This window comes from Rahnella sp. RcJ3, assembly GCF_009498575.1.
In the GTDB taxonomy this organism is placed as follows: Bacteria; Pseudomonadota; Gammaproteobacteria; order Enterobacterales; family Enterobacteriaceae; genus Rahnella; species Rahnella aceris.
Map to the genome: position 1 here is coordinate 68,362 of NZ_QSNX01000006.1, position 21,237 is coordinate 89,598.

The window sequence follows — 21,237 nt, forward strand, 5'->3', positions numbered from 1 at the left end:
ATTATCATGTGGGAAAATAACCACACGGATGTGTGGTTATAATTAAGTGACCTATTAGCGTGAGGTTGTGGTGGTAGTTGAGGTATTGGTGTTGCTGTTACCATCGCTATCATCGTTACCTACAGCAATCAGACCTGCGGCTAATATTGCACCGCTGGTACCGACCACTGCCGCCACTGTTTCCCCTGAGCTGAGTTCAGCAGCAGATGTTGTCTGCGAATATAGCGGCAGCAGCATCAGGGCAATAACAGAAAACATAAATTTTCTCATAATTACTCCTCTTCAATTGACAAACGAATTGTTCACCCAATAACCAATGGGCCCTTTGAGTATATCAATAGAAAATAATTATTGTACAATTTAAGACCGGTATATATTTTAGCTATGCTACCGCCCCTGGTTTACGGCCACCAATTTGCCAAACGATAATTCCGGTAATAATTCGCACAGGTTCCCCTCGCCAAAAATAGGTCAGGCGATAGGTTCCCGTACATTTAAAATAACCGCAGTAATTAGCTATTCGTGCTTATTACAGCGTTATTTTAAAAGTCAATTTTTTCAAAAAAATGACTGTATTAATTCATCCTGACTATAAGGCAGCCATAACGCACCTTGCATAGCAAGAATATCACTGCCGCTTAAGTACTCAATATGCTGCGAATTCTCGACACCATTGATAATAATGCCACGGCAATAGGGCCTGAGATGGGCGATCACTTTTCTTAGAGATTGAGTTCCCTGGTGTTGCCAAAAAAAGGTCTTACTGATTTTTATATATTCAAACTTTTCGCTCATCACCAGCGTAAGACTGGTGTTACCTGCGCCAAAATTATCCAGCCATAAGGGGCAGCATGCAGCTAAAGACTGAAGCACAGGGCGTTCCTGCCCGGCATTGAATTCGTGAAAATCCTCACTCACCTCCAGTCTTATATATTTGTGCTGCTGCAAAACCTTTTGTATCGCCTGATTGCTGGCAATATGCACCGCAATCTCATAGTCAATATTGATCGACAATAAAAAGCCGTTGGCGACAAAGATACTTTCATTCACACACGCTGTGGTGACCTGCTCGAAGAAGTCCTTCACCTTCTCTTCAGCAGAAAGAGGTAATGCGTAATCCTCTGAATACTCGTTGCTTTCCTTTGTATTCTTTTTCTTAACCAGCTCAAAACCAAGTATCACTCCCGAGACGGACACAATGGGTTCATACAGGAAGCCAGGATGACTTCTTTTGAGTGATCGCATTTCATACCCCTGAAAAAATAGCAACGTCTGTCGCGGACCTGCACTGTGCAAGGTCAGCTTAAAAAGTTTTTTTGTTATCTGACAATTCTGTTACCCACGGCGTGTTTGTGCAAAAAGAACAAAGCTGAACTGCTGCTGGCATCAACGCCTATTTTTCTCAATGAGTTGCATTTATGAACACTAATCGTTTTAACACTGAGCTTTAGAATATTTGAAATGCTGGTGACAGACAGACCAGACATCATCATCACCAAAACTTTTTCTTCCATTTTGGTAATATTATAATTGAATTCTTCCTTGTTAATCGCGCTGCCCTGAAGCCGGATAAATTGCTCAACTGATCTCTCGACATCAACCAGATCACTCTTCTTCTTAAGGAACTTGAACTCCTTTTTCAGTAAAAGCTCGAGCATTAACATATCAACAGCTGATGACACAATCAGAATTCTCTCCGGGTCCAATATATTCAGATTTTCTCTTAAAAACTCATAACACCTGTGGAAGCCACCGCCTGAAGGATCGATGATCAAGTAATCTTTCGCAAACAAGTTCATCCCTTCGTTCTGGTCAAATGGGATGACATTGTCTACGTAAGGCAGCTTCTTGGAGATTATTTCTTTCAACGCCAATTTAGTAAATTGGCACTCACTCCAGATTATTACCCGAGGCATTGGGCCGCCTAATTATGTGGTTTTAAAAACGCTCAAATTCTGCCTCGTTAATCCGGGGAAGAATAAAGCACTCTCAGAAAGAGATAAGAAAAAAGAATGTTTAGATCCGCTCTAAATCATATTTAAAACTTTTCAGTATCTGTACGTAGAGTAATACGCAGCCGAAACTCTTCAAATCGTTTTTCTCGCTCATAATAAGACCTAACAATAGGTTTGACCGATCGATTTACACTTTCTTATCGTTAAATGCATGCCTGTTTTCTAGGCGCATTCTTACAATTATTCCTAATTAGGAATCAAAATGTGACGTATACGACGCTTTTAAGGTTAAGCGCCCCCAAAATCTAAGAACTATCTCAGTAAGAATCTCTCTCATTTAAACAACTCCATTAACACACTTAACTGTCTGTATTTTTGTTTTAAAACAGGATTTTCCACTTTTTTAAGTGTGATTTCAGATTTTGCTTTTTACGAAAACTAAACATTCAAATTTCATTATTGAGTCATTATCTGAAAAACCGCTCAAAAAAACTAACCTATTGCTCTTTTATACACATTTATGCATAGCGATTAACCAGGCCAGTAAACCCTAATTTACCCAAGAATATTCTTAACTCATAGGGTAAACAGAATTAATTCTTTATTTTCATGCAAATAATAATAATTATTTGATTATCCATGCCTGTTAATACCAAGACTATTCTTATAAAAATGCCTTTTTAACGTAAATTCGTGCAGATAAATCAGGGTAATTAGCATTTAAATCATTGTGGCTATCAGATAACTCGGATAAATATTAAAAAGTAAATTTTTCAATATGTTGAATTTACAGACAATTAAGAGAGGTGAATGCGCAATAAAAAACCAGCCTTTCGGCTGGTTGATGTTTTTTATGCGGGCTGCTGAAGCGCGGGAAGGTGAGCGGGTGAGTATTTTCTCTGCGGTAATATACAGGCCCCTGAGAGGAAAATATCCCAGGGGCTTGCCTTAACTCGCTTTGCGCCAGCGGCGGGTCAGCACTTTTTCTATTTCAACAATCACAAACAGCGCCACACCGATCATCAGGCCGATGATCCAATAGATGAACGGCAGCGGACGCGTACCGAACAGCGTGTTCATCAGCGGCACATAGATAATGATCGCCTGCAACGCAAACAGCACCAGGGTGACAATCCAGATGCCTTTATTGTGCAGCAGACCGCGGCTGAGCGAGAAGTTATCCGAATCGCGGCAGTTGATCATGTACACCCACTGCGCGGTAACCAGCGTCTGCAACAGCACGGTGCGGATGAATTCCGGCTCATAACCACGCGGCTGCAGCCAGGCTTCCAGCATGAAGGCGCTGATGGAAATCAGCAGCCCGACAAAGGCCACGCGCCAGATGGCGTATTTATCCATGACGTGTGCGCTGACGTTACGCGGCGGACGGCGCATCACGCGGCTTTCAGCCTTCTCAAATGCCAGTCCGAAGGACAACGTGGCAGAAGTCGCCATGTTCATCCAGAGGATTTGCACGGGTGTTAACGGCAGCAGATTGCCCATCAGAATGGCGATAATGATCAGCAGCCCCTGCGCCAGGTTGGTCGGCATAATAAACAGGATGGTTTTTTTCAGGTTGTCGTAAACCCGCCGCCCTTCCCTGACCGCGTTGGCGATGGTGGCAAAGTTGTCGTCCACCAGGATCATGTCGGCGGATTCTTTGGTTACTTCCGTACCCTTAATCCCCATCGCAATGCCGACGTTGGCCTGTTTCAGCGCCGGTGCATCATTCACGCCGTCGCCGGTCATGCCGACAATTTCTCCGGTATCCTGCAACGCTTTCACCAGACGCAGTTTATGTTCCGGACTGGTGCGGGCGAAAATATCAAACTGCTTCGCCGCCGTTCTCAGTTGCGCGTCATCCATATGCTCCAGCTCATAGCCGGTGATGGAATTCTCGCTGTTACCGATGCCAAGCATTTTACCGATCGCCATCGCGGTTTCCTGATGGTCACCGGTGATCATCTTGACGCGGATCCCCGCCTGCTGGCATTCGCCAATCGCCACAATCGCTTCCGGCCGCGGCGGATCCATCATGCCGGCAATGCCGATCAGCACCATGCCGTGACTGAGTTCCGGATGATCGAGTGCAGCAACCGGCTGATCGACCGGCTTCCAGGCCGCTGCGACCATGCGTAATCCTTCACTGGCATATTGCGTGATCGCCGATTCCCAGTAGGCGTGATCCAGCGGCACCGCCCCTTCCGGCGTCTGCTGGAACTGACACAGTTTGAGCAGCACGTCCGGTGCGCCGGTCAGCATGATCTGCGACTGGCCATTTTTCTCACCGGCCACCGCCATATATTTATAGAGAGAATCGAACGGGATTTTACTGCTGAGGTTAAACGGCAATTCTGGCAAATGCGCCTTGGCTGCCAATACTTTCAACGCCCCTTCCGTCGGGCCACCGGTAATGCCCCAGTGCCCCTGCGCATCCTGCGACAGTGTGCTGTCGTTACAGATATCTACCGTTCGCAGGAACTGGGTCAGCAAAGGCGAAGAATCCGCAGGCAGCGGCGACGCCGAACCGGCAATGGAAAAGCTGCCCATCGGCTCGTAACTGTTGCCTTCTACCGTCCAGACATTATCCGCCAGAATCACTGCCTTGACGGTCATTTCGTTCATGGTCAGCGTGCCGGTTTTATCCGAGCAAATCACTGACATCGCACCCAGTGTTTCCACCGTGGGCAGCTTGCGGATAATGGCTTTGGAACGCGCCATCGCCTGTACGCCGAGCGAAAGAATAATCGAAATGATCGCCGGTAACCCTTCCGGCACCGCCGCCACCGCCAGGCTGATCACTGACAGCAACAGCTCGGCAAACGGAATGTCGCGCAGCAGATAACCAAAAATCAGCAATGCCACCATCATGAACAGAATAATGACAAAAATGGATTTCCCCAGTTTATCTATCTGCACCAATAGCGGCGTTTTGTTGTCTTCAATGGAGGACAACATTTCATTGATATGGCCGAGTTCGGTCTGGCCGCCGGTGGCAAACACCACGCCGCTGGCGGTGCCGGAACTGACGGTGGTCCCTGAAAACGCGAGATTTTTACGGTCGCCGATGGATTTCTCACCTTCCAGCGCCCCGGTCTTTTTCGAAACCACGGTCGATTCGCCGGTCAGAATGGCTTCTTCGACACGTAAGTTATGCACGTCAATCAGACGTAAATCGGCAGGGATTTTGTCACCGGGGCGCAGCAGAACAATATCTCCCGGCACGATTTCATCGGTACCGACGGTGACCTGTTGTCCGCCGCGTAATACCAGCGCTTCACTGGAAAGCATATTCTGAATGCTTTTCAATGATTTCTCAGCATTATTTTCCTGGATGAAACCAATTAAAGCATTAATAACCGCCACACCTAATATCACCAGTGTATCAACCCAGTGCCCCATAATGGCCGTGACGACAGCGGCCGCTAATAATATATAGATAAGAATATCTTTAAAGTGCGAGATAAACTTAATAAACAGAGATTTACCTTCTTTTTGCGGCAGGACGTTAGGACCGTAATGGTGGAGTTTATTTTTCGCGTCTTCGGGGGAGAGCCCGTCAGGCCCGGACTGTAGCCCGGTAAGGCTTTCTTCTACGCTTTGCTGATACCACAGTGTTTCTGTTGTTTTATTCACGGAATATGGCGCTGGATTATTCATGATGCCTGACTCCTTGATCCCTGAAAGGGTTCATGAATGATGCGGGTAATGCAAGAATTGTGATGTTAATTTCTGGCAAGATACGTAAAGCTGTATAAACTATAATATACCGTGTTAAATAGTGTTAATTCCCGGCTTTGAAAAAACAATTAGATTAACAAAAACAACAGATAACCTGAGTCTCAATAAGAATAGGTCAGAGATATAATATATTGGCACAGCACATTAAATGTCCTTATATATTCTGTCTTAATTTATTATTTCGTGTGTTGTTTATGAGGGGAAGTATTATGGACATTCGTTTCTCTCCCGCTCTGCTCATCCTATTTCTGATAAGCGCCTGTGACCAGAAAGCCCCGGATCCCCCCTCCCCGCCCCGACAGGTTAAAATTGCGACGGCAGAAGCCGCCAGCCCGCTCAGCACCCGCGTTTTTCCGGCGCGCATTTTAGCCGGTGATAACACCGACATTGCTTTCAAACGTGCAGGTCAGTTGCAAACGCTGGACGTCCGCGAAGGCGAAGCGGTAAAACAAGGACAAATTCTCGCCCGGCTGACCAACAACGATGCCCGTCAGCGCCTTAACGATCGTCAGAGCGCCGCCACGCTGGCGCAGCGCCAGTTTGAACGTTATCAGACGCTGGCACGGCGCAACGTGGTGTCGCAGGCCGAACTCGAGGTGCATAAAGCCAGCCGGGATTCCGCCGCTGCCGCACTGAAAATTGCGCAGGAAGAACTTAACGATCTGAACCTCACAGCACCGTTCAGCGGCGTCATTGCCCGGCTGTCTGTGCGCAATCATCAGGTTGTTGCCGCCGGTCAGCCGGTGGCAACCATAAGCCGTTCCGACGTGCTGGATGTGGTGTTCAGCGTGCCGGAAAATCTGTTTACCAGCCTGGATGTACGCAATGTCGATTACCGCCCGCGGGTGCGTATCAACAACCTTCCCGACCGGGAATTCACCGCAACCTATAAAGAACACACCGCCAGCAGCGAAGCCAATACGCTGACCTGGCAGGTGACGCTGATCATGCCGCGTCCGGAAAACTTCCCGGCGGTGGCCGGATTAAGCGGCACCGTCACGGTGAATCCGGCCAATCTCGCCACGGCAACGCCGGTCAGTACGCTGGTTATCCCGGTCGAAGCCGTTTTTAATCCGGACAGCAGCCAGCGTAATGACGCGCACGTCTGGGTAGTGGCCGGTGAAGGCGATACCCTGCACGTCGAAGACCGTAAAGTCACCGTCGGTGAGCTGACGTCTCAGGGCATTGAAATCACCGCCGGACTGCAAAAAGGCGACAGAGTGGTGGCGGCGGGCGTCGGGGAATTACACGCTCAGCAGCCGGTTCGCATCTGGACCAGAGAGCGGGGTCTGTGATGGGAATTAACGAAAGCTTCATTAATAATCCGACGCGCATCTGGCTGGTGATCCTGCTGCTCGGCGTGGGCGGGCTGATTGCGTTGTTCAATATCGGGCGGCTGGAAGACCCGGCGTTTACCATTAAAACCGCGGTGGTTGCCGTGCAATATCCCGGCGCGTCATCCCAGCAGGTTGAGGAAGAAGTCACTCTGCCGCTGGAAAATGCCCTGCAACGCCTGCCTTACGTCGATAATATTTCCTCGATTTCTGCCGTCGGCTTATCGCAAATTACCGTCAATATCGATTCCCGTTATCACTCCTCCGAACTGCCGCAAATCTGGGATGAACTGCGCCGCCGCGTCAACGACGCCACGTTGCAGTTTCCGCCCGGTGTCAGCCCGCCGTTTGTGAACGATGATTTCGGTGATGTATACGGCTATTTTTTCTCGATTTATGGCGACAACTTTAGCAACCCGGAACTGCGTAAATATGCCGAACAACTGCGCCGTGAACTGGTGCTGGTGCCCGGCGTGGGTAAAGTCGCGATTGGCGGCATCCTTCCTGAACAGGTCAACATTGAGATTTCACGGGCAAAAATGGCTGCTTATGGCGTCACATTGCCGCGCCTTGCCGACGTGCTGAATCGCCAGAATATGGTGTCAGATGCGGGCAGCATGACGGTCGGCAGCGAGTCGATCCGTTTGCATCCGACCGGTGGCTTTGAAAATATTGACGAGCTGAATAATGTGCTGATCAGCCCCGCCGGTTCGACGCACAGCATTTATCTGCGGGATATCGCCACCATCTCGCAGGGGATCACCGATCATCCGGGCAATATTTATCACGCCAATGGCCGTAATGCGCTGACCATTGGTGTCTCTTATATTCCCGGCGTGAATGTCATGAACATTGGCCGGGCGATAGAAGCCAGAATGCATCAGCTTGAAGCCGATAAACCGGCCGGGATCCAGCTGAAAGTGTTTTACGATCAGGCTGCTGAAGTGAAGAAATCCGTCGATGGTTTCATCATTAACTTCCTGATGGCGCTGGCAATTGTGGTCGGCGTGTTGCTGATTTTCATGGGATTACGCAGTGGGATTATTATTGCCGTGTCGCTGGCGCTGAACGTGCTCGGCACGCTGCTGATCATGTATTTGTCCGGCATCGAACTGCAGCGCATTTCGCTCGGGGCGCTGATTATCGCGCTCAGTATGCTGGTGGATAACGCGATTGTGGTGGTGGAAGGCGTGCTGATTTCGCGCCAGCAGGGTAACCCGCTGATGAACGCCATCTCGCAAATCATTAAGCGTTCCGCGCTGCCACTGCTCGGCGCGACGGTGATTGCCATTCTGGCGTTTGCGCCCATCGGGCTGTCACAAGATTCGACCGGTGAATACTGTAAATCGCTGTTCCAGGTGCTGCTGATTTCGCTGATGCTCAGTTGGGTGACCGCGCTGACGCTGACGCCGGTCCTGGTGAAATGGGCCTTCGCCAATATGAAAGTGGCGGATAAAAAACCGGACGAACAGATTGACCCTTACGGTGGCAGGATATTTCGCGTCTACCGGCGGATGCTTTCCGCACTGCTTGCACACCAGGCCCTCACGCTCAGCGTGCTGGCTGCGCTGCTGGTGGCTTCGGTATGGGGTTTCGGTGCCGTGCGGCAGAACTTTTTCCCTTCCTCTAATACACCGATTTTCTTCGTCGATTTGTGGCTGCCCTACGGCACAGACATTAATTACACTGCGCGCATCGCCGGTGAAATCGAAAAAGATATTAACAAGCAGGAAGGCGTGGAAAACACTGTCACCACCGTCGGTCAGGGCGGGATGCGTTTTATCCTCACCTACAACGGCCAGCGGCAATATTCCAACTATGCGCAAATTATGGTGCGCATGGATGACCAGCGGAAAATCGCCGCGCTGGCCCACAGCACTGAACAGAACATCCGCAATCATTATCCTGAAGTCAACGCCAGCCTGAAACGCATCATGTTCGGGCCGTCCGGTGACAGTGCGATTGAAGTGCGAATCAAAGGTTCCGATCCCGACCAGTTGCGTAATATCGCCAGTCAGGTGGATAAGATTATCCTCGATGACGGCGCAGCCGACGGGGTGCGTAACGACTGGCAGGATCGCAGCAAAATGGTTCGCCCGGTATTTTCGCCGTATCTGGGACGTGAACTCGGCGTGGACAAAGGCGAAACCGACAGCGCATTACAGATGAATTTCAGCGGCAGCACCGTAGGGATTTTCCGCGATGGCTCGACGCTGATGCCGATTGTTTTACGCCCGCCATCATCGGAACGGCTGGATGTCGATCATATGGCCAATATCATGGTCTGGAGCCAGACACGTCAGCAATTTATTCCGCTGAGTAACGTGGTCAGTGATTTTAAAGTTGAATGGGAAGATCCGCTGATCATGCGGCGCGACCGCTCGCGGGTGCTCACCGTACAGACCGATCCGGATCCGGCCCGCGGTGAAACCTCCGGCGATATGCTGGCGCGTATTAAACCGCAGGTTGAGGCGCTGAAATTACCGCACGGTTACAGCATCGAATGGGGCGGCGACGCGGAAAACTCCGCCGAGGCGCAGCAGGGGCTGTTTACCACCCTGCCGGTTGGTTTCCTGATGATGTTTATCATTACCGTCCTGATGTTCAGCTCGGTTAAAAACGCCATCGCCATCTGGCTGACCGTGCCGCTGGCCCTGATTGGCGTCACCTTTGGCTTCCTGCTGACCGGTATTCCGTTTGGCTTTATGGCGCTGATCGGCCTGCTCAGCCTGAGCGGGATGTTAATCCGTAACGGCATCGTGCTGGTGGAAGAAATTGGTCAGCAGAAAAAAGAGAAAAACCAGACCGACGCGATTATCTACGCGGCCACTTCGCGTCTGCGCCCGATCCTGCTGACGGCGTTTACCACCGTGCTCGGCCTCGCGCCGTTGTTGCTTGATGTCTTTTTCCAGAGCATGGCGGTTGTTATCATGTTCGGGCTGGGATTTGCCACCGTGCTGACGCTGCTGGCGCTGCCGGTGATTTACAACTGTTTCCATCGTGAAGGGCAACGACGTACACAATGAACACCACGGGACTGAATATTATTAAAACGCTCGGCTGCCTGACCGCCGTGACCTTTTTCACCGTTTATAACACTTACGACAATTACAATTATAACTACGACACTATTCTGGCTTTCCTGACCTTTATTTCCACCATTGCCACACCGCTGTTTTTTGTGGTCACCGGTTATATGGATGCCGGTTCACAGCACACGGCAGAATGGCAACTGAAGAAAATACGCAGCATCTTAACCCTCTTCATTTTCTGGTTTTCGATTTATTATTTATGGGAGCCTTACCAGAAAGGTTATCTGATTCAGCCGTGGTTTATCTTTACGCTGGTGATTATTTACACCTTTCATCCGCTGGTGGAATGGCTGGCTAAAAGACGGGTTATTCTTGCGGCACTGGTCGCCAGCCTGCTGATTTTTTCCTTTGCGTATGATCTGCTGGCGATCTATTTCACTGACCATAAATCTTTTTCAACCCCCGCGCAGTTCCGCATCTGGACCTGGGTACTTTATTATCTGACCGGCCAGTTGTTATATGACCCGGTGGTTTCCGCCCTGTACGGTCGCCCGCGGGTGGCGAAAATCGCCGCCATCGCCATTCCTTTTGTCTATATTTTCACCTGGTATTATGAAAAACACTTCTTCTTTTCCATCTTCAACCTTGAGCGCAACAGCTTTATTCTGACCGGATCGCAGGTCTATATTCTGGTGGTATTGATCATTATCGCGGCCAATGGCGTGAAACAGGACGCCACGCGGTTGCCGGTCAGTGAAATGGTCAGTTCGCTGGGGAAAACCATGACCGGCGTTTATATTCTCCACTACACCTTTTTCAATTTATTAATCCAGTGGATCCCGATCAACTCCCTGACCGCCAAACTGTTCGTCATCCTGCTGACTTTCCTGCTTTCAGTGTTGTCTTCAATGCTGCTGCTGAAGAATAGCGTGACGAAGAAGCTGATTACGTTTTAACTCTGCTCCGATACCAGCACCGCCATGGTGTCCGGTTCCAGCGCGCGAAAGATATGTTCGACGTCGGCGGGATAGGAAATGTAATCTCCGGCATTCAGTTCCACCGGTGAGTCAACCAGCCCGACGAGGGCGCGTCCCTGGGTGATGATGATGTGCTCGACCGAGCCCTGCGGATGCGGGCTGGAGATACGGTCAGCGCCCGGTTGCGTGGTCAGCAGATAAATATCCCGGCGCGCAGCGGGCGGACAGGTCGCGAGTAATACCGCTTTATAATCCGCCAGTTCCGCCACTACCGCCGGACCTTCACCCCGGCGGATCACCTGCATTTTATTCACTTCCGGCTCCATCAGTCGCGCAAAAGGAATGTTCAGCGCCACACACAGCGCCCACAGGGTTTCCAGACTCGGATTCCCGTTGCCCGCTTCAAGCTGGGAAAGCGTCGATTTGGCGATACCGGCACGGCGGGCGACTTCCGCCAGTGACAGGCCAGCCCGCTGGCGTTCACGAACCAGTCCCTTCGAAATAACGCTAATAGGTTGTGACATAACCGCCTCATGATCAGTATAACGAACGATCGTTCGACTTGTAGAACGATGCAGATACGTTCATTATAATGGATACTTGTTCGTTATGGGATGAAATTATGTCTGCGCGTTTCTTTTCACCGTTGGGGAATGATGTGCTTAAAGCCATTTTTCTGGTGTGTCTGGCCGATGGTCTGGTCGGCATTTCTTATGGCTCGCTGGCGGTCGCAGGCGGTTTCCCGCTGTGGGTGCCGCTGATGCTTTCGCTGCTGGTGCTGGCAGGGGCGTCGGAGTTTCTATTTATCGCCATCGTCGGCGGGGGTGGCAGCCCGTTTGCGGCGGCGGCGGCCGGATTGCTGGTCAATGCGCGCCATTTACCGTTCGGGATTGCGGTGAAGGATCTGGTCGGCAGCAAAGCCATGAGCTGGCTGGGTTGTCACATCATGAACGATGAAAGCGTGGTGTTTGGCATCTCGCAATCTACCCATGAAAAACGCAAAACCGCCTACTGGTTATGCGGTGCAGGTATCGCCTTATTCTGGCCGGTCAGTGTGATGGCCGGGGCGTACATCGGCCAGTTCATTCCGGATATCAAAGCCATCGGCCTTGATGCCGTGTTCCCGGCCATTTTGCTGGGGTTGATTTTCCCGGCGCTGCGCAGCCGCAGAACGCGCATACCCGCTACCTCCGGTGCGCTGATTTCGCTGGCTGCGGTGCCTTTCGTTCCGGCCGGTATGCCGGTGCTGTTTTCCCTGCTCGGATTGCTGGCGTGGAGGAACCGAAAATGACCTCACACAGCCTGATGATCGCGGGAATTGCGGTGCTCGCCGCCGGAACATTTCTGATGCGCGTGGCCGGTTACCGGCTGGGCTCACGCCTGAATTTCTCCCCTGCAACTCAGACAATGTTATCGGATGCGGCCACCACCTTATTGCTGGCGGTGGCCGCTACGTCGGCGCTGTTCGAAGGTCAGCATTTCGCCGGATACGCGCGGGTCACCGGCGTCAGCGTGGCGTTGTTTTTAGCCTGGAGAAAAGCGCCGCTGATGGTGATTATTATTGCGGCAGCAGCAGTGACAGCGCTGCTGCGCGGGTTCGGCATTCAGTAGGCAGAAACAAGAATGGCTCCCGCAGGAGCCATTTTCACACCAGTGATGAGTTACGCTACGTCTTCGTATTGCGGTACCGGATTGCGGAAGCTTTTGGTCATGCAGGCCAGATAGATAAAGCCGATTGCGCCCCAGATCAGGCCGAGCACCATCGAGCCTTCTTCCAGATTCACCCACAACGCACCGACGGTCAGCGCACCGCACAGCGGCAACAGCAAATACTGAATATGATCCACAACGGTTTTGTTGCGCTGCTCGCGGATCCAGAATTGCGAAATCACCGACAGGTTCACAAACGTGAATGCCACCAGCGCACCAAAGTTAATCAGCGCCGTGGCGGTGACCAGATCGAAATTAATCGCCAGCAAGGCAATGGCGCCGACCAGCAGCACGTTGAAAGACGGGGTGCGCCATGTCGGATGGATATAGCCGAAGAAGCGTTTCGGGAACACGCCATCACGGCCCATCACATACATCAGGCGGGAAACGCCCGCGTGGGCTGCCATACCGGAGGCCAGCACGGTGATGCTGGAGAAAATCAGCGCGCCAAACTGGAACGCCCGGCCTGCCACCTGCAGCATGATTTCCGGCTGTGAGGCGTCCGGGTCTTTAAAGCTGGAGATATCCGGGAAATAGAGTTGCAGGAAATAGGTCGCCGCAATAAAGATCACGCCACCAATTAAAGCGGTCAGGAATATCGCCCGCGGGATCACCCGTTCTGCGTCTTTGGTTTCTTCCGACAAATTACTGATGCCGTCAAAACCGGTGAAGGAGAAACACAAAATGGTCGCGCCGGTAATCATCGGCACGGTATGCGCATTTTCACCCCAGAACGGTTGGGTGCTGGCGAGCGTGCCATAGCCGGTGCCGTGATTTACGCCATAAATCACCATGCCGGTGATCACCGTGATCAGCACAATCTGCAAGACAACAACCAGCGTATTAATGTTGGCGACCGTTTTGATACTGCGCAAATTCGACAGCGTCATAAAGCTGACCAGTACGACGACAAATATCCACGACGGCACCGACGGCACCAGCGCTTCAAAATAGATTTTTGCCAGCAGAATATTGATCATTGGCGCGAATAAGTAATCAAGCAGCGACGACCAGCCGACCATAAAACCGACCACAGGATGAATGGCTTTTTGCGCGTAGGTATACGCAGAACCGGCGGAAGGATAGCGGCGCACCAGCTTGCCGTAACTCAGCGCGGTGAACAGCACGGCGATCAGCGCAAAAGCATACGCCGTCGGCACATGGCCGTCCGTCAGGCCGGAGACAATACCGAACGTATCGAACAGTGTCATGGGTTGCATATAGGCCAGACCTATCATGACAACCGGAATCAGCGTAAGGCTTTTACGTAATTCCACGCGGGAAGGGGACCCTGTGACGAGGTTATCCGACATGATGTTGATTTCCCATGACGGAGAACGCTGCATATAAAGAGTGCTGCACCATTTATGATTCCTTGCGACAAGACTGTCGGTATCTGAAAGTAAATATCTATCCGGTACTTAGCCCGGCCTCTGGTATTTGAAGGTTTGCTTAATGAAGAATGCGTAGTTCAATGAACGAAAAATGAGTCATCCCCGTTTTGCGGGGCGCATATTTTGCCTTATTAAGTATTGAATTTACAAGCCGGATAAGAATAAACACGGTCAATAAATAAAACAGGCAGTCAAAACGAGCACGTATTGTCAAAGTCGTTTGCCGGTGGTTTTGCTAATTGTTTTTATCCTGTAAAACAAAAATGAATTCCCCGTTATTGCCGTTATCAAATATCGGCAGCGCGTGGGTGAAAATAACGACTGCGGCTATTAATCAACATTCATACAACATTCCGCCGGGTCCCGCTGCCCGGATTGGCGAATGGGCAAAATCTGAAAATTTGGCCTGTTGCGATGAGAGATGAATTTTCCTCGCTTTTGTGGTTAACAATTTGTGCTATAAATTTCATATAAGAAAAACCAATGTAGCCTCTTTTCCGCACAGCAAAGATTTTCGGAGTGCAACGTGTCTCTTTCTATTTCTGAATGGACGATGGCTAATGAGATTGAATGCTCGCGCCTGACAGCGAGCAATTCTTCATTTCCGCGTCATACTCACGACGAATATGTCATCAGTGCCAATCTGACCGGTACGGAAGAAATCTGGCTGCACGGCAAAACCGAACTTGTGCGCGGTGGCGATATCACGATTTACAATCCGGCCACCGTTCAGTCGTCGCTGTTCGGTAACGACAAGGTCGAATTTCTCAGCGTGCATATTCCGCAGGCTTTACTGCGTCAGGTGTCGGTCGATCACAATCTGCGTTCCGATCACTGCGCGCCGGTGTTAACCGAAGGCGTGCTGAGTAATCCCGCGCTGTTTTCGGCACTGTGCCATTACAAACGCACGCTGAATGACGACGATCAGGAACAAAATTTGTTGTGGCTGCTGGGGGCATTGCTGGAAGAACCCGCCAGAGAGCAGGAACAGTCTTTGCGGCCGATTACGCTGGCGCTCGATTTTATGCGTGACCATCTGACCCGCAAAATCCATCTCGATACGCTGGCGCAAATCAGCGGACTGAGCAAGTTTCACTTTGTCCGCCTGTTCCGTCAGCACATCGGCATGCCGCCGCTGCAATACCATATGCAACTGCGTTTGCTCGAGGCCAGAAATCAGCTGCGTAAAAATAATAATGCGCTGGATGTGGCGATAGGGCTGGGCTTTTATGATCAAAGCCATTTCATCAATACGTTCCGTAAGATGATGGGGATCACTCCCCATCTTTATTCGCAGTCACTTCACGCGTCGCAGATACTTATACCAAGATGAACTCCCGATAACCGCTGATCACCACATACAGCGCAAAGTAAGAGAAGATCGCCGCTGAGGCTACATACGAATATTTCAGCATTTTGGTGCCCAGCATTTTTCCGCCAAGGCTGCCGACGGAACAGATCACCATCGTCCAGAACACACCTGCAATAAAGAAGCCGCCCAGGAACCACGAGGCATTCGCCGTGCTTCCCTGCCCCATGCGGGAGATCAGTGCCCCGCCGACGGCGGCAAACCACAAAATAGCGGTGGGTGAAGACATCGCCAGTACGATGCCGCGACCAAAATTCCGAATAACAGAACGTGGCTGCGCGCTGTCACCGGCGCTCAGATCCTCCGCAGGCGCGAGTGCGGCGCGGATCATTTTGTAGGTAAACCACATCAGCATCAGTGAACCACCGACCCACAGCACCCAGCGCACACTCTGGTATTGCAGCAAAATGGTCATCCCGGCCAGCGCCAGCACCGCGTAAATTAAGTCGCCGATGCAGGTGCCGATGCCCAGCCAGAATCCATGAAAATACCCCCGCTGCATCGCCAGTGTCATCATGGCGATATTAGCAATCCCAATGTCCAGACACAGCGACAGGCTGAGTAAAAATCCATTTGAAAACGGCATCATAACGGGACTCTCTTAATTAACTGGTTGTATTCAATCATGTCATTGGTTGTACCGAGGCGCGCCATCAGGATTTCGACATCTTCCGGATTAGTGTGCGGACAATGTTGCAGCATGAACGCCTGCGCACGCTCCGCATCGCCCCCCAGCAGCGCTTCGCTCATCAGGCGGGTCAGATCGGCCATTTGCGGGTAAAACAGCGCCGGATGGAAATCAAGCGTCTCCGCCGACAGCTCAATGCAACCGTGTTCGCGCAGATAGTTGAACTGGATCCAGGCCGCACCAGCATCCGGATAACTTGACGGGCCGCGGCGCAGATAGCGCAACATTTCGAGGAAATAGATCCGCGCCAGCACGGTCCGGTCGAGCTGCAAACCGGTGGCCACCTGCGGCGTGAGGCACATCAGCAAACCAAACTGATCGGCCAGCGCTTCCTGCACTATCATCGATCCCCAGCGATCAATTTTGCTGAGTTTCGGAAAGACGTTCTCGTTACGCACCAGAGAATGCCCGAGGTCGTGCCCGCGGAACCAGGCAATCAGATAACGCTGGCACACATCACTGTCTGGCAGCATGTCTTCGGCCCAGCCCATTTTGGCGGCTTCGGTACGTGAAAACAGCTCGAACAATTGCTGATACGTATTGGCAAACACCACCGTGCGTTTGACCGGCGAATACTTCAGCCCCTCGTCTTCCGGGAAGAAATAGGCAAAATGTTTCGGATAGGTATTGGCTTCACCGGCAATGCCAAAGAGGTTGATAATTTTGTATGCGCAGCCTGGCATCGCCAGTAAATCGGCGGCGATTTCCTTTTGCAGATACAGTAAGCTTTCCGGAAACAGGCTGTCCATCACGTCGGAAACTTCCTGCAAAACCGGGGCAGGTTCACCAAACCACGACGAATAAAAACTCTGTTTGGATTTTCCCACCCAGGTGGACGTGTTACCGATGCCCAGCACCAGTTGCTGTTCCTTCAGGCCAGCAATTTGCGGTAATACCGTTTTTCCGCAACTGTCATCTGCCAGCATTTCCGCCCGTAAAAACAGTCCGCGCCGGGTATCGGGATCATCAAACAGCGGCGCTAAACGGAAACACTGAATCGACATCTCTTCACGCAGGGCATCCAGCAAACGGCTTTCACAGGCCGCTTCCAGCTGGTTGATGGCTTCGGTCAGACGCAGGCAATAATGAATCGTTTGCAAAGCTTTAGGACTTAAATTTTCCGGGGCATCCAGATCCATCATGGATACCTGATATGCCGGGGCGGCTGGCCAAAATGATGTCGTAAACATAGTTTCAAACCCTTGAGCGCAATGGAGAGAAACTACTTAAACACTCCCCTGCGGCGGGGTATTGGAAGAAATTGCGCATAAGTCTGCACGCCGGATATTGCCCCCGGCGACTACAGTTAATCTATCCCCGTTTCTTTTACCAGGTGCCTGACATCATGAGTTTCTCTCTGCGCCATTATCTGCACGTTCGTGGCCGTTTACTGATTTCTATTGTTGCTGGTCTGATTTGCTTCTTCGCGCTTCCCCCGCATCTGGGAATTTTGCAGCGGCTGATGATTGGCTGGAATGTGCTGGCATGGATGTATCTGTTTTTCCTGTGGTTTCGCATGCTTCGCACCGAAGCGAAGGATATCCCGCACATCGCTAAGACGCAGGATGAAAGCGCCAGTCTGGTGCTGACGCTGGTCACGCTCACCTGCCTGGTGAGCATTCTGGCGATCCTGATGGAACTCGGCTCCCTTAAAGCGCTGACGGGAAGCGCAAAAACCCTGCATATCTTGCTGACCGCGACTACGCTGATTGCCTCGTGGGCGCTGCTGCCGACCTCTTTCGCCATGCATTACGCCCATCATCACTATCTGCGGCAGACAAAAGACATCACGCCGATGATCTTCCCGGAAAAGCCTGAGCAGCCCGGCTACTGGGATTTTCTCTATTTCTCCTTCACCATCGCCGTCGCCTCACAAACTGCAGACGTCGCGACCGGCACCACCGATATGCGCCAGATTGCCCTGTTGCAGTCGGTCATTTCCTTTGTCTTTAATCTGGCGATTTTAGGGTTGTCGATTAACGTCGGGGCGGGATTACTGAGTTAACACCGGGTTGAAGTAATGCGCTGTCATTGGGAGGATTTCCCGCAGAGTTCACTGTAAGTCAGAAAAGGTTTAATTTAGACTTCTATACGTCTAAAAGTTAGTGTAGGTTTTCACAATAAATTCCCATTCTGGTTACGTTTAAGGAACTCCATTTATGCGCACTCCGTTTGTAGTTGTGACTCTCCTTGCCGCCACACTGTTTTCTGCTGCCTCATTTGCCGGTGCGACGCTGGATCGCGTGACCCAAACCGGTGTGCTGCGCAATGCGATCGTTAACGATTACCCGCCGTTTGGTTTTATTGATGATAATAACCAACTGGCCGGTTTTGACGTGGATGTGGCGAAAGCGGTGGCGCAGCGCATGGGCGTAAAACTTGAAATCATCGCACCGGGCTGGGAAACGATTGTCGGCGGCAAATGGCAGGGTCGCTGGGATACCTGTATCTGCTCGATGACGCCAAACACCGAGCGCGCCAAAGTACTGGATTTTCCGACGCCGTATTACAACTCTCCGGCGGTCTTAGTGGTCAATAAGAAAGACGACCGCCTTAAATCGGCGGCCGATCTGAGCAATAAAAAGATTGGCGTCGGCATTGGTTCAACCTACGAAACCTATCTGCAAAAAACGCTGGTGATCCCGGGCAGCAAGCCCATCACATTCCCGTTCGATAACGTACACGTGATCCCAAGTGACGAAGAAGTGGCGTTCCAGAATCTGGCGCTCGGGCCGGGTGTGCGCCTCGACGGCGTGGTGTCAGATTTAGCCACCGCGAATGCCCGCATCAAACGTGCGCCGGTGTTTAAAATTGTCACCGAGCTTTATGCTGAACCGAACTGGGTAGCCACCGACAAAGGTGACGCCGAATGGGACAAGAAAGTGGCCGATACCATCAAATCGCTGCGCGACGATGGCACGCTGGCGAAAATCTCTCAGCACTGGCTGGGTGAAGATATTACCCACGAGGTACCGTAATGCCACAAATCCCGGACAGCCAGCCGAAAGTGGAAACGCCGGAACGCTGGCACCACGCACATGCGTTTAAATTTAAAACCGGGCTGACGTGGCTGATTTTGCTCAGCCTGCTGCTCGGCACGTTCAGCAAAATGGGGCTGGACTGGAGCCTGATTGGGCAGAAATTGCCGTTCCTGCTTGGCCTGCGCCTGTCGCCGGACGGCTTTATTCAGGGTGCGGCGCTGACCATTATGATCACCGCCTGCTCGATGTTTTTCTGTCTGCTGATTGGCCTGATTACCGCGCTCGGCCGGATGTCTGAAAATGCGCTGGCGTTTGGTTGCGCGACGTTTTATGCCTCGCTGTTTCGCGGCACGCCGCTGCTGGTGCAGGTGCTGATTATCTATCTGGCGCTGCCGCAGGTGGGAATTGTGCTCGGGGCGCTCAGCTCGGGCATTATCGCTCTGTCGATGAACTACGGCGCGTATCTGGCGGAAACTATCCGCAGCGGCGTGCTCTCGGTGCCGCGCGGTCAGCAGGAAGCCGCGCTGGCGCTCGGCGTGTCACGCTGGACGGTGGCCGTTCACGTCACCGCGCCGCAGGCACTGCGCATCATTATCCCGCCCGCCGGGTCGATGTTTATTTCGATGCTGAAAGATTCGTCTCTGGTGTCACTGATGGGTCTGTGGGAGCTGAATTTTCTGGCGCAATCCTACGGGCGCAGCACATATCGTTATATGGAAATGCTGGCGACTGCGGCGGCAATATACTGGATTATGTCGATCGTGCTGGAACTGCTGCAAAGCCGCCTTGAGCGCCGTTTTGCACAAGGCCACCGCCGCTAAACTTTTTATTTTCAAATGCTCTGACTTCTTATCGCAGGTATATCATGGCTTTTCCTGAAGATTTCCGTTTAATCAGCTATCTCTCGCGCCTCGAACACGCTGTGCGTTTTCCGCTGTCCTCTTCCTATCCTGAATCGATGAGCCTGGATACGTTATTTGAACTGGCAGGGAAAGAACACCGCGCGCCGTTCATGCAGACCATGCTGGATTATCCGCCACTGCGCGGAACGCCGGAACTGCTCGACGCCATCGCCTCGACCTATAAAAATGTCACCGCGCAGGACGTCATCAGTTTTGCCGGTGCCGACGAAGCGATTTACGCCAGTTTTCAGATGTTGCTCAAATCCGGCGATCACGCCGTGGTGATCACCCCAAATTATCAGTCGCTGGAAAGCGTGCCGTTATCGCTGTGTGACGTCACCGGCGTGGCGCTTGATGAAAATAACGACTGGGCGCTGGATACTAATCAAGTCCGTGACGCATTGCGCGCCAATACCAAAGTGCTGGTGATTAACTTTCCGCACAATCCGACCGGCGCGCTGATTAGCCGTCAGCAACTCGACGAACTGATCGGGTTATGCCGCGATCGCGGGATCTGGATTTTCTCGGACGAAGTGTACCGGCTGACAGAGTTTGATCCGGCTGACCGGCTGCCGCAACTGGCGGATATTTACGAACGTGGCATTTCGCTGAACGTGACCTCCAAAGCTTACGGATTACCGGGGCTGCGCATCGGCTGGGTGGCCTGCCAGGATAAAGCGTGGATGCGGGAACTCGAGCGCATGAAGCAGTATCTGTCGATCTGTAATTCCATGCCCGGCGAGTTTCTCACCACGGTGGCACTCAATGCCCGCGCACCGATCCTTGAACGGGTGATGGAACGCTCGCGCCGCCAGCTCGTAACACTGACTCAATTTCTGGCGCAATACCCGCACCTGTTCAGGCTCAGCGTGCCGAAAGCCGGTGTGCTGGCGTTCCCACGTTTTACCGGTGAGCAAGGCGCAGAAGCCTTTGCCACACAACTGGTGGAAGAAGCCGGTGTGATGGTGATCCCTTCTGTCGCCTACGCATCAGAACTGAACAGGGTGTCGGAAGATTTCCTGCGTATCGGTTTTGGTCGCGAAAATCTTGATGAAGCACTGGGTGAAACGGGGAGATGGCTGGACAAACGCGGCCAGCAGGGATGAAAAAAATGGGCGCGGAAATCGCACCCATTTTAGTTTTCCCCGATGAAC

The 21,237-nt window shown here is 51.8% G+C and carries 18 protein-coding genes; 10 read left to right on the top strand and 8 right to left on the bottom strand.

Annotation, left to right across the window (positions count from 1 at the left end):
* Window positions 1–54: 54 nt before the first annotated feature.
* From DXU84_RS09745 to DXU84_RS09760, 4 genes are all read right to left on the bottom strand, one after another.
* Window positions 55–270 carry a hypothetical protein gene (locus DXU84_RS09745; RefSeq protein WP_013576884.1) on the bottom strand — a complete coding sequence of 72 codons (216 nt, stop codon included), beginning with the start codon at window positions 268–270 and terminating at the stop codon, window positions 55–57.
* Between the two features lie 288 nt (window positions 271–558).
* Window positions 559–1,245, bottom strand: coding sequence for an EAL domain-containing protein (locus tag DXU84_RS09750; RefSeq protein WP_037033328.1), 687 nt, complete (start codon window positions 1,243–1,245; stop codon window positions 559–561).
* Window positions 1,246–1,319: 74 nt separating this feature from the next.
* Window positions 1,320–1,793: a helix-turn-helix transcriptional regulator gene (locus DXU84_RS09755; RefSeq protein WP_223509121.1), complete on the bottom strand. Its 474-nt coding sequence runs from the start codon at window positions 1,791–1,793 to the stop codon at window positions 1,320–1,322.
* A gap of 1,110 nt (window positions 1,794–2,903) precedes the next feature.
* Window positions 2,904–5,615, bottom strand: coding sequence for a cation-transporting P-type ATPase (locus DXU84_RS09760; protein WP_112197488.1), 2,712 nt, complete (start codon window positions 5,613–5,615; stop codon window positions 2,904–2,906).
* 290 nt (window positions 5,616–5,905) lie between these two features.
* Here DXU84_RS09760 and DXU84_RS09765 point away from each other — a divergent pair, with 290 nt between their 5' ends.
* From DXU84_RS09765 to DXU84_RS09775, 3 genes are read left to right on the top strand one after another with little or no spacing between them, the layout of a single operon-like run.
* Window positions 5,906–6,991 (top strand): efflux RND transporter periplasmic adaptor subunit, encoded by a 1,086-nt coding sequence (locus DXU84_RS09765; RefSeq protein ID WP_126125125.1) that lies wholly within the window; start codon window positions 5,906–5,908, stop codon window positions 6,989–6,991.
* A complete protein-coding gene (locus tag DXU84_RS09770) occupies window positions 6,991–10,056 on the top strand; it encodes an efflux RND transporter permease subunit (RefSeq protein WP_013576890.1) in 3,066 nt (1,021 codons plus the stop codon). Before DXU84_RS09765 ends, DXU84_RS09770 begins: the two co-directional genes overlap by 1 nt.
* Window positions 10,053–11,018, top strand: coding sequence for an acyltransferase (locus tag DXU84_RS09775; protein WP_013576891.1), 966 nt, complete (start codon window positions 10,053–10,055; stop codon window positions 11,016–11,018). Before DXU84_RS09770 ends, DXU84_RS09775 begins: the two co-directional genes overlap by 4 nt.
* Here DXU84_RS09775 and DXU84_RS09780 read toward each other — a convergent pair.
* Window positions 11,015–11,563 (bottom strand): helix-turn-helix domain-containing protein, encoded by a 549-nt coding sequence (locus tag DXU84_RS09780; protein ID WP_013576895.1) that lies wholly within the window; start codon window positions 11,561–11,563, stop codon window positions 11,015–11,017. The genes DXU84_RS09775 and DXU84_RS09780 overlap by 4 nt on opposite strands.
* Window positions 11,564–11,661: 98 nt before the next feature.
* Here DXU84_RS09780 and DXU84_RS09785 point away from each other — a divergent pair, with 98 nt between their 5' ends.
* Together DXU84_RS09785 and DXU84_RS09790 are read left to right on the top strand one after the other, a co-directional pair.
* The gene (locus DXU84_RS09785) at window positions 11,662–12,330 is read left to right on the top strand and encodes an AzlC family ABC transporter permease (protein WP_013576896.1); all 669 of its coding nucleotides are present in this window, start codon (window positions 11,662–11,664) and stop codon (window positions 12,328–12,330) included.
* On the top strand, window positions 12,327–12,650 hold the full coding sequence (locus tag DXU84_RS09790) for an AzlD domain-containing protein (protein ID WP_013576897.1): 324 nt from the start codon (window positions 12,327–12,329) through the stop codon (window positions 12,648–12,650). Before DXU84_RS09785 ends, DXU84_RS09790 begins: the two co-directional genes overlap by 4 nt.
* A gap of 50 nt (window positions 12,651–12,700) precedes the next feature.
* On the opposite strand, the gene DXU84_RS09795 is transcribed toward DXU84_RS09790, so the two are convergent.
* Entirely contained in the window at window positions 12,701–14,062 is a 1,362-nt protein-coding gene (locus DXU84_RS09795; RefSeq protein WP_013576898.1) for an APC family permease, read from the bottom strand.
* A gap of 607 nt (window positions 14,063–14,669) precedes the next feature.
* On the opposite strand from DXU84_RS09795, the gene DXU84_RS09800 reads away from it, so the two are divergent.
* Window positions 14,670–15,476: an AraC family transcriptional regulator gene (locus DXU84_RS09800; protein ID WP_370461761.1), complete on the top strand. Its 807-nt coding sequence runs from the start codon at window positions 14,670–14,672 to the stop codon at window positions 15,474–15,476.
* Here the strand turns inward: DXU84_RS09800 and DXU84_RS09805 are convergent.
* Together DXU84_RS09805 and DXU84_RS09810 are read right to left on the bottom strand one after the other, a co-directional pair.
* Window positions 15,463–16,101, bottom strand: coding sequence for a LysE family translocator (locus DXU84_RS09805; protein WP_013576900.1), 639 nt, complete (start codon window positions 16,099–16,101; stop codon window positions 15,463–15,465). The two genes, DXU84_RS09800 and DXU84_RS09805, sit on opposite strands and share 14 nt — an antisense overlap.
* Complete coding sequence (locus tag DXU84_RS09810) at window positions 16,098–17,390, bottom strand: hypothetical protein (protein WP_013576901.1); 1,293 nt, start codon at window positions 17,388–17,390, stop codon at window positions 16,098–16,100. The genes DXU84_RS09805 and DXU84_RS09810 overlap by 4 nt, the downstream gene beginning before the upstream one ends.
* A gap of 155 nt (window positions 17,391–17,545) precedes the next feature.
* Here DXU84_RS09810 and DXU84_RS09815 point away from each other — a divergent pair, with 155 nt between their 5' ends.
* The 4 genes from DXU84_RS09815 to DXU84_RS09830 all read left to right on the top strand — a co-directional run bounded on the left by DXU84_RS09815 (window position 17,546) and on the right by DXU84_RS09830 (window position 21,189).
* Window positions 17,546–18,205, top strand: coding sequence for a DUF1345 domain-containing protein (locus tag DXU84_RS09815; protein ID WP_013576902.1), 660 nt, complete (start codon window positions 17,546–17,548; stop codon window positions 18,203–18,205).
* Between the two features lie 154 nt (window positions 18,206–18,359).
* Window positions 18,360–19,178, top strand: coding sequence for a transporter substrate-binding domain-containing protein (locus tag DXU84_RS09820; protein WP_153375563.1), 819 nt, complete (start codon window positions 18,360–18,362; stop codon window positions 19,176–19,178).
* Window positions 19,178–20,002 (top strand): amino acid ABC transporter permease, encoded by an 825-nt coding sequence (locus DXU84_RS09825; protein WP_015690385.1) that lies wholly within the window; start codon window positions 19,178–19,180, stop codon window positions 20,000–20,002. Before DXU84_RS09820 ends, DXU84_RS09825 begins: the two co-directional genes overlap by 1 nt.
* A 44-nt stretch (window positions 20,003–20,046) precedes the next feature.
* Complete coding sequence (locus DXU84_RS09830; protein WP_013576905.1) at window positions 20,047–21,189, top strand: aminotransferase class I/II-fold pyridoxal phosphate-dependent enzyme; 1,143 nt, start codon at window positions 20,047–20,049, stop codon at window positions 21,187–21,189.
* Window positions 21,190–21,237: the final 48 nt, after the last annotated feature.

Excerpts from the sequence above, each read along its gene's own strand:
- DXU84_RS09775 (WP_013576891.1), top strand. The coding sequence starts at position 10,053 with ATGAACACCACGGGACTGAATATTATTAAAACGCTCGGCTGCCTGACC.
- DXU84_RS09750 (WP_037033328.1), bottom strand. The coding sequence starts at position 1,245 with ATGCGATCACTCAAAAGAAGTCATCCTGGCTTCCTGTATGAACCCATT.
- DXU84_RS09760 (WP_112197488.1), bottom strand. The coding sequence starts at position 5,615 with ATGAATAATCCAGCGCCATATTCCGTGAATAAAACAACAGAAACACTG.
- DXU84_RS09825 (WP_015690385.1), top strand. The coding sequence starts at position 19,178 with ATGCCACAAATCCCGGACAGCCAGCCGAAAGTGGAAACGCCGGAACGC.
- DXU84_RS09770 (WP_013576890.1), top strand. The coding sequence starts at position 6,991 with ATGGGAATTAACGAAAGCTTCATTAATAATCCGACGCGCATCTGGCTG.
- DXU84_RS09830 (WP_013576905.1), top strand. The coding sequence starts at position 20,047 with ATGGCTTTTCCTGAAGATTTCCGTTTAATCAGCTATCTCTCGCGCCTC.
- DXU84_RS09765 (WP_126125125.1), top strand. The coding sequence starts at position 5,906 with ATGGACATTCGTTTCTCTCCCGCTCTGCTCATCCTATTTCTGATAAGC.
- DXU84_RS09810 (WP_013576901.1), bottom strand. The coding sequence starts at position 17,390 with ATGTTTACGACATCATTTTGGCCAGCCGCCCCGGCATATCAGGTATCC.
- DXU84_RS09820 (WP_153375563.1), top strand. The coding sequence starts at position 18,360 with ATGCGCACTCCGTTTGTAGTTGTGACTCTCCTTGCCGCCACACTGTTT.
- DXU84_RS09795 (WP_013576898.1), bottom strand. The coding sequence starts at position 14,062 with ATGTCGGATAACCTCGTCACAGGGTCCCCTTCCCGCGTGGAATTACGT.
- DXU84_RS09805 (WP_013576900.1), bottom strand. The coding sequence starts at position 16,101 with ATGATGCCGTTTTCAAATGGATTTTTACTCAGCCTGTCGCTGTGTCTG.
- DXU84_RS09780 (WP_013576895.1), bottom strand. The coding sequence starts at position 11,563 with ATGTCACAACCTATTAGCGTTATTTCGAAGGGACTGGTTCGTGAACGC.
- DXU84_RS09790 (WP_013576897.1), top strand. The coding sequence starts at position 12,327 with ATGACCTCACACAGCCTGATGATCGCGGGAATTGCGGTGCTCGCCGCC.
- DXU84_RS09745 (WP_013576884.1), bottom strand. The coding sequence starts at position 270 with ATGAGAAAATTTATGTTTTCTGTTATTGCCCTGATGCTGCTGCCGCTA.
- DXU84_RS09815 (WP_013576902.1), top strand. The coding sequence starts at position 17,546 with ATGAGTTTCTCTCTGCGCCATTATCTGCACGTTCGTGGCCGTTTACTG.
- DXU84_RS09785 (WP_013576896.1), top strand. The coding sequence starts at position 11,662 with ATGTCTGCGCGTTTCTTTTCACCGTTGGGGAATGATGTGCTTAAAGCC.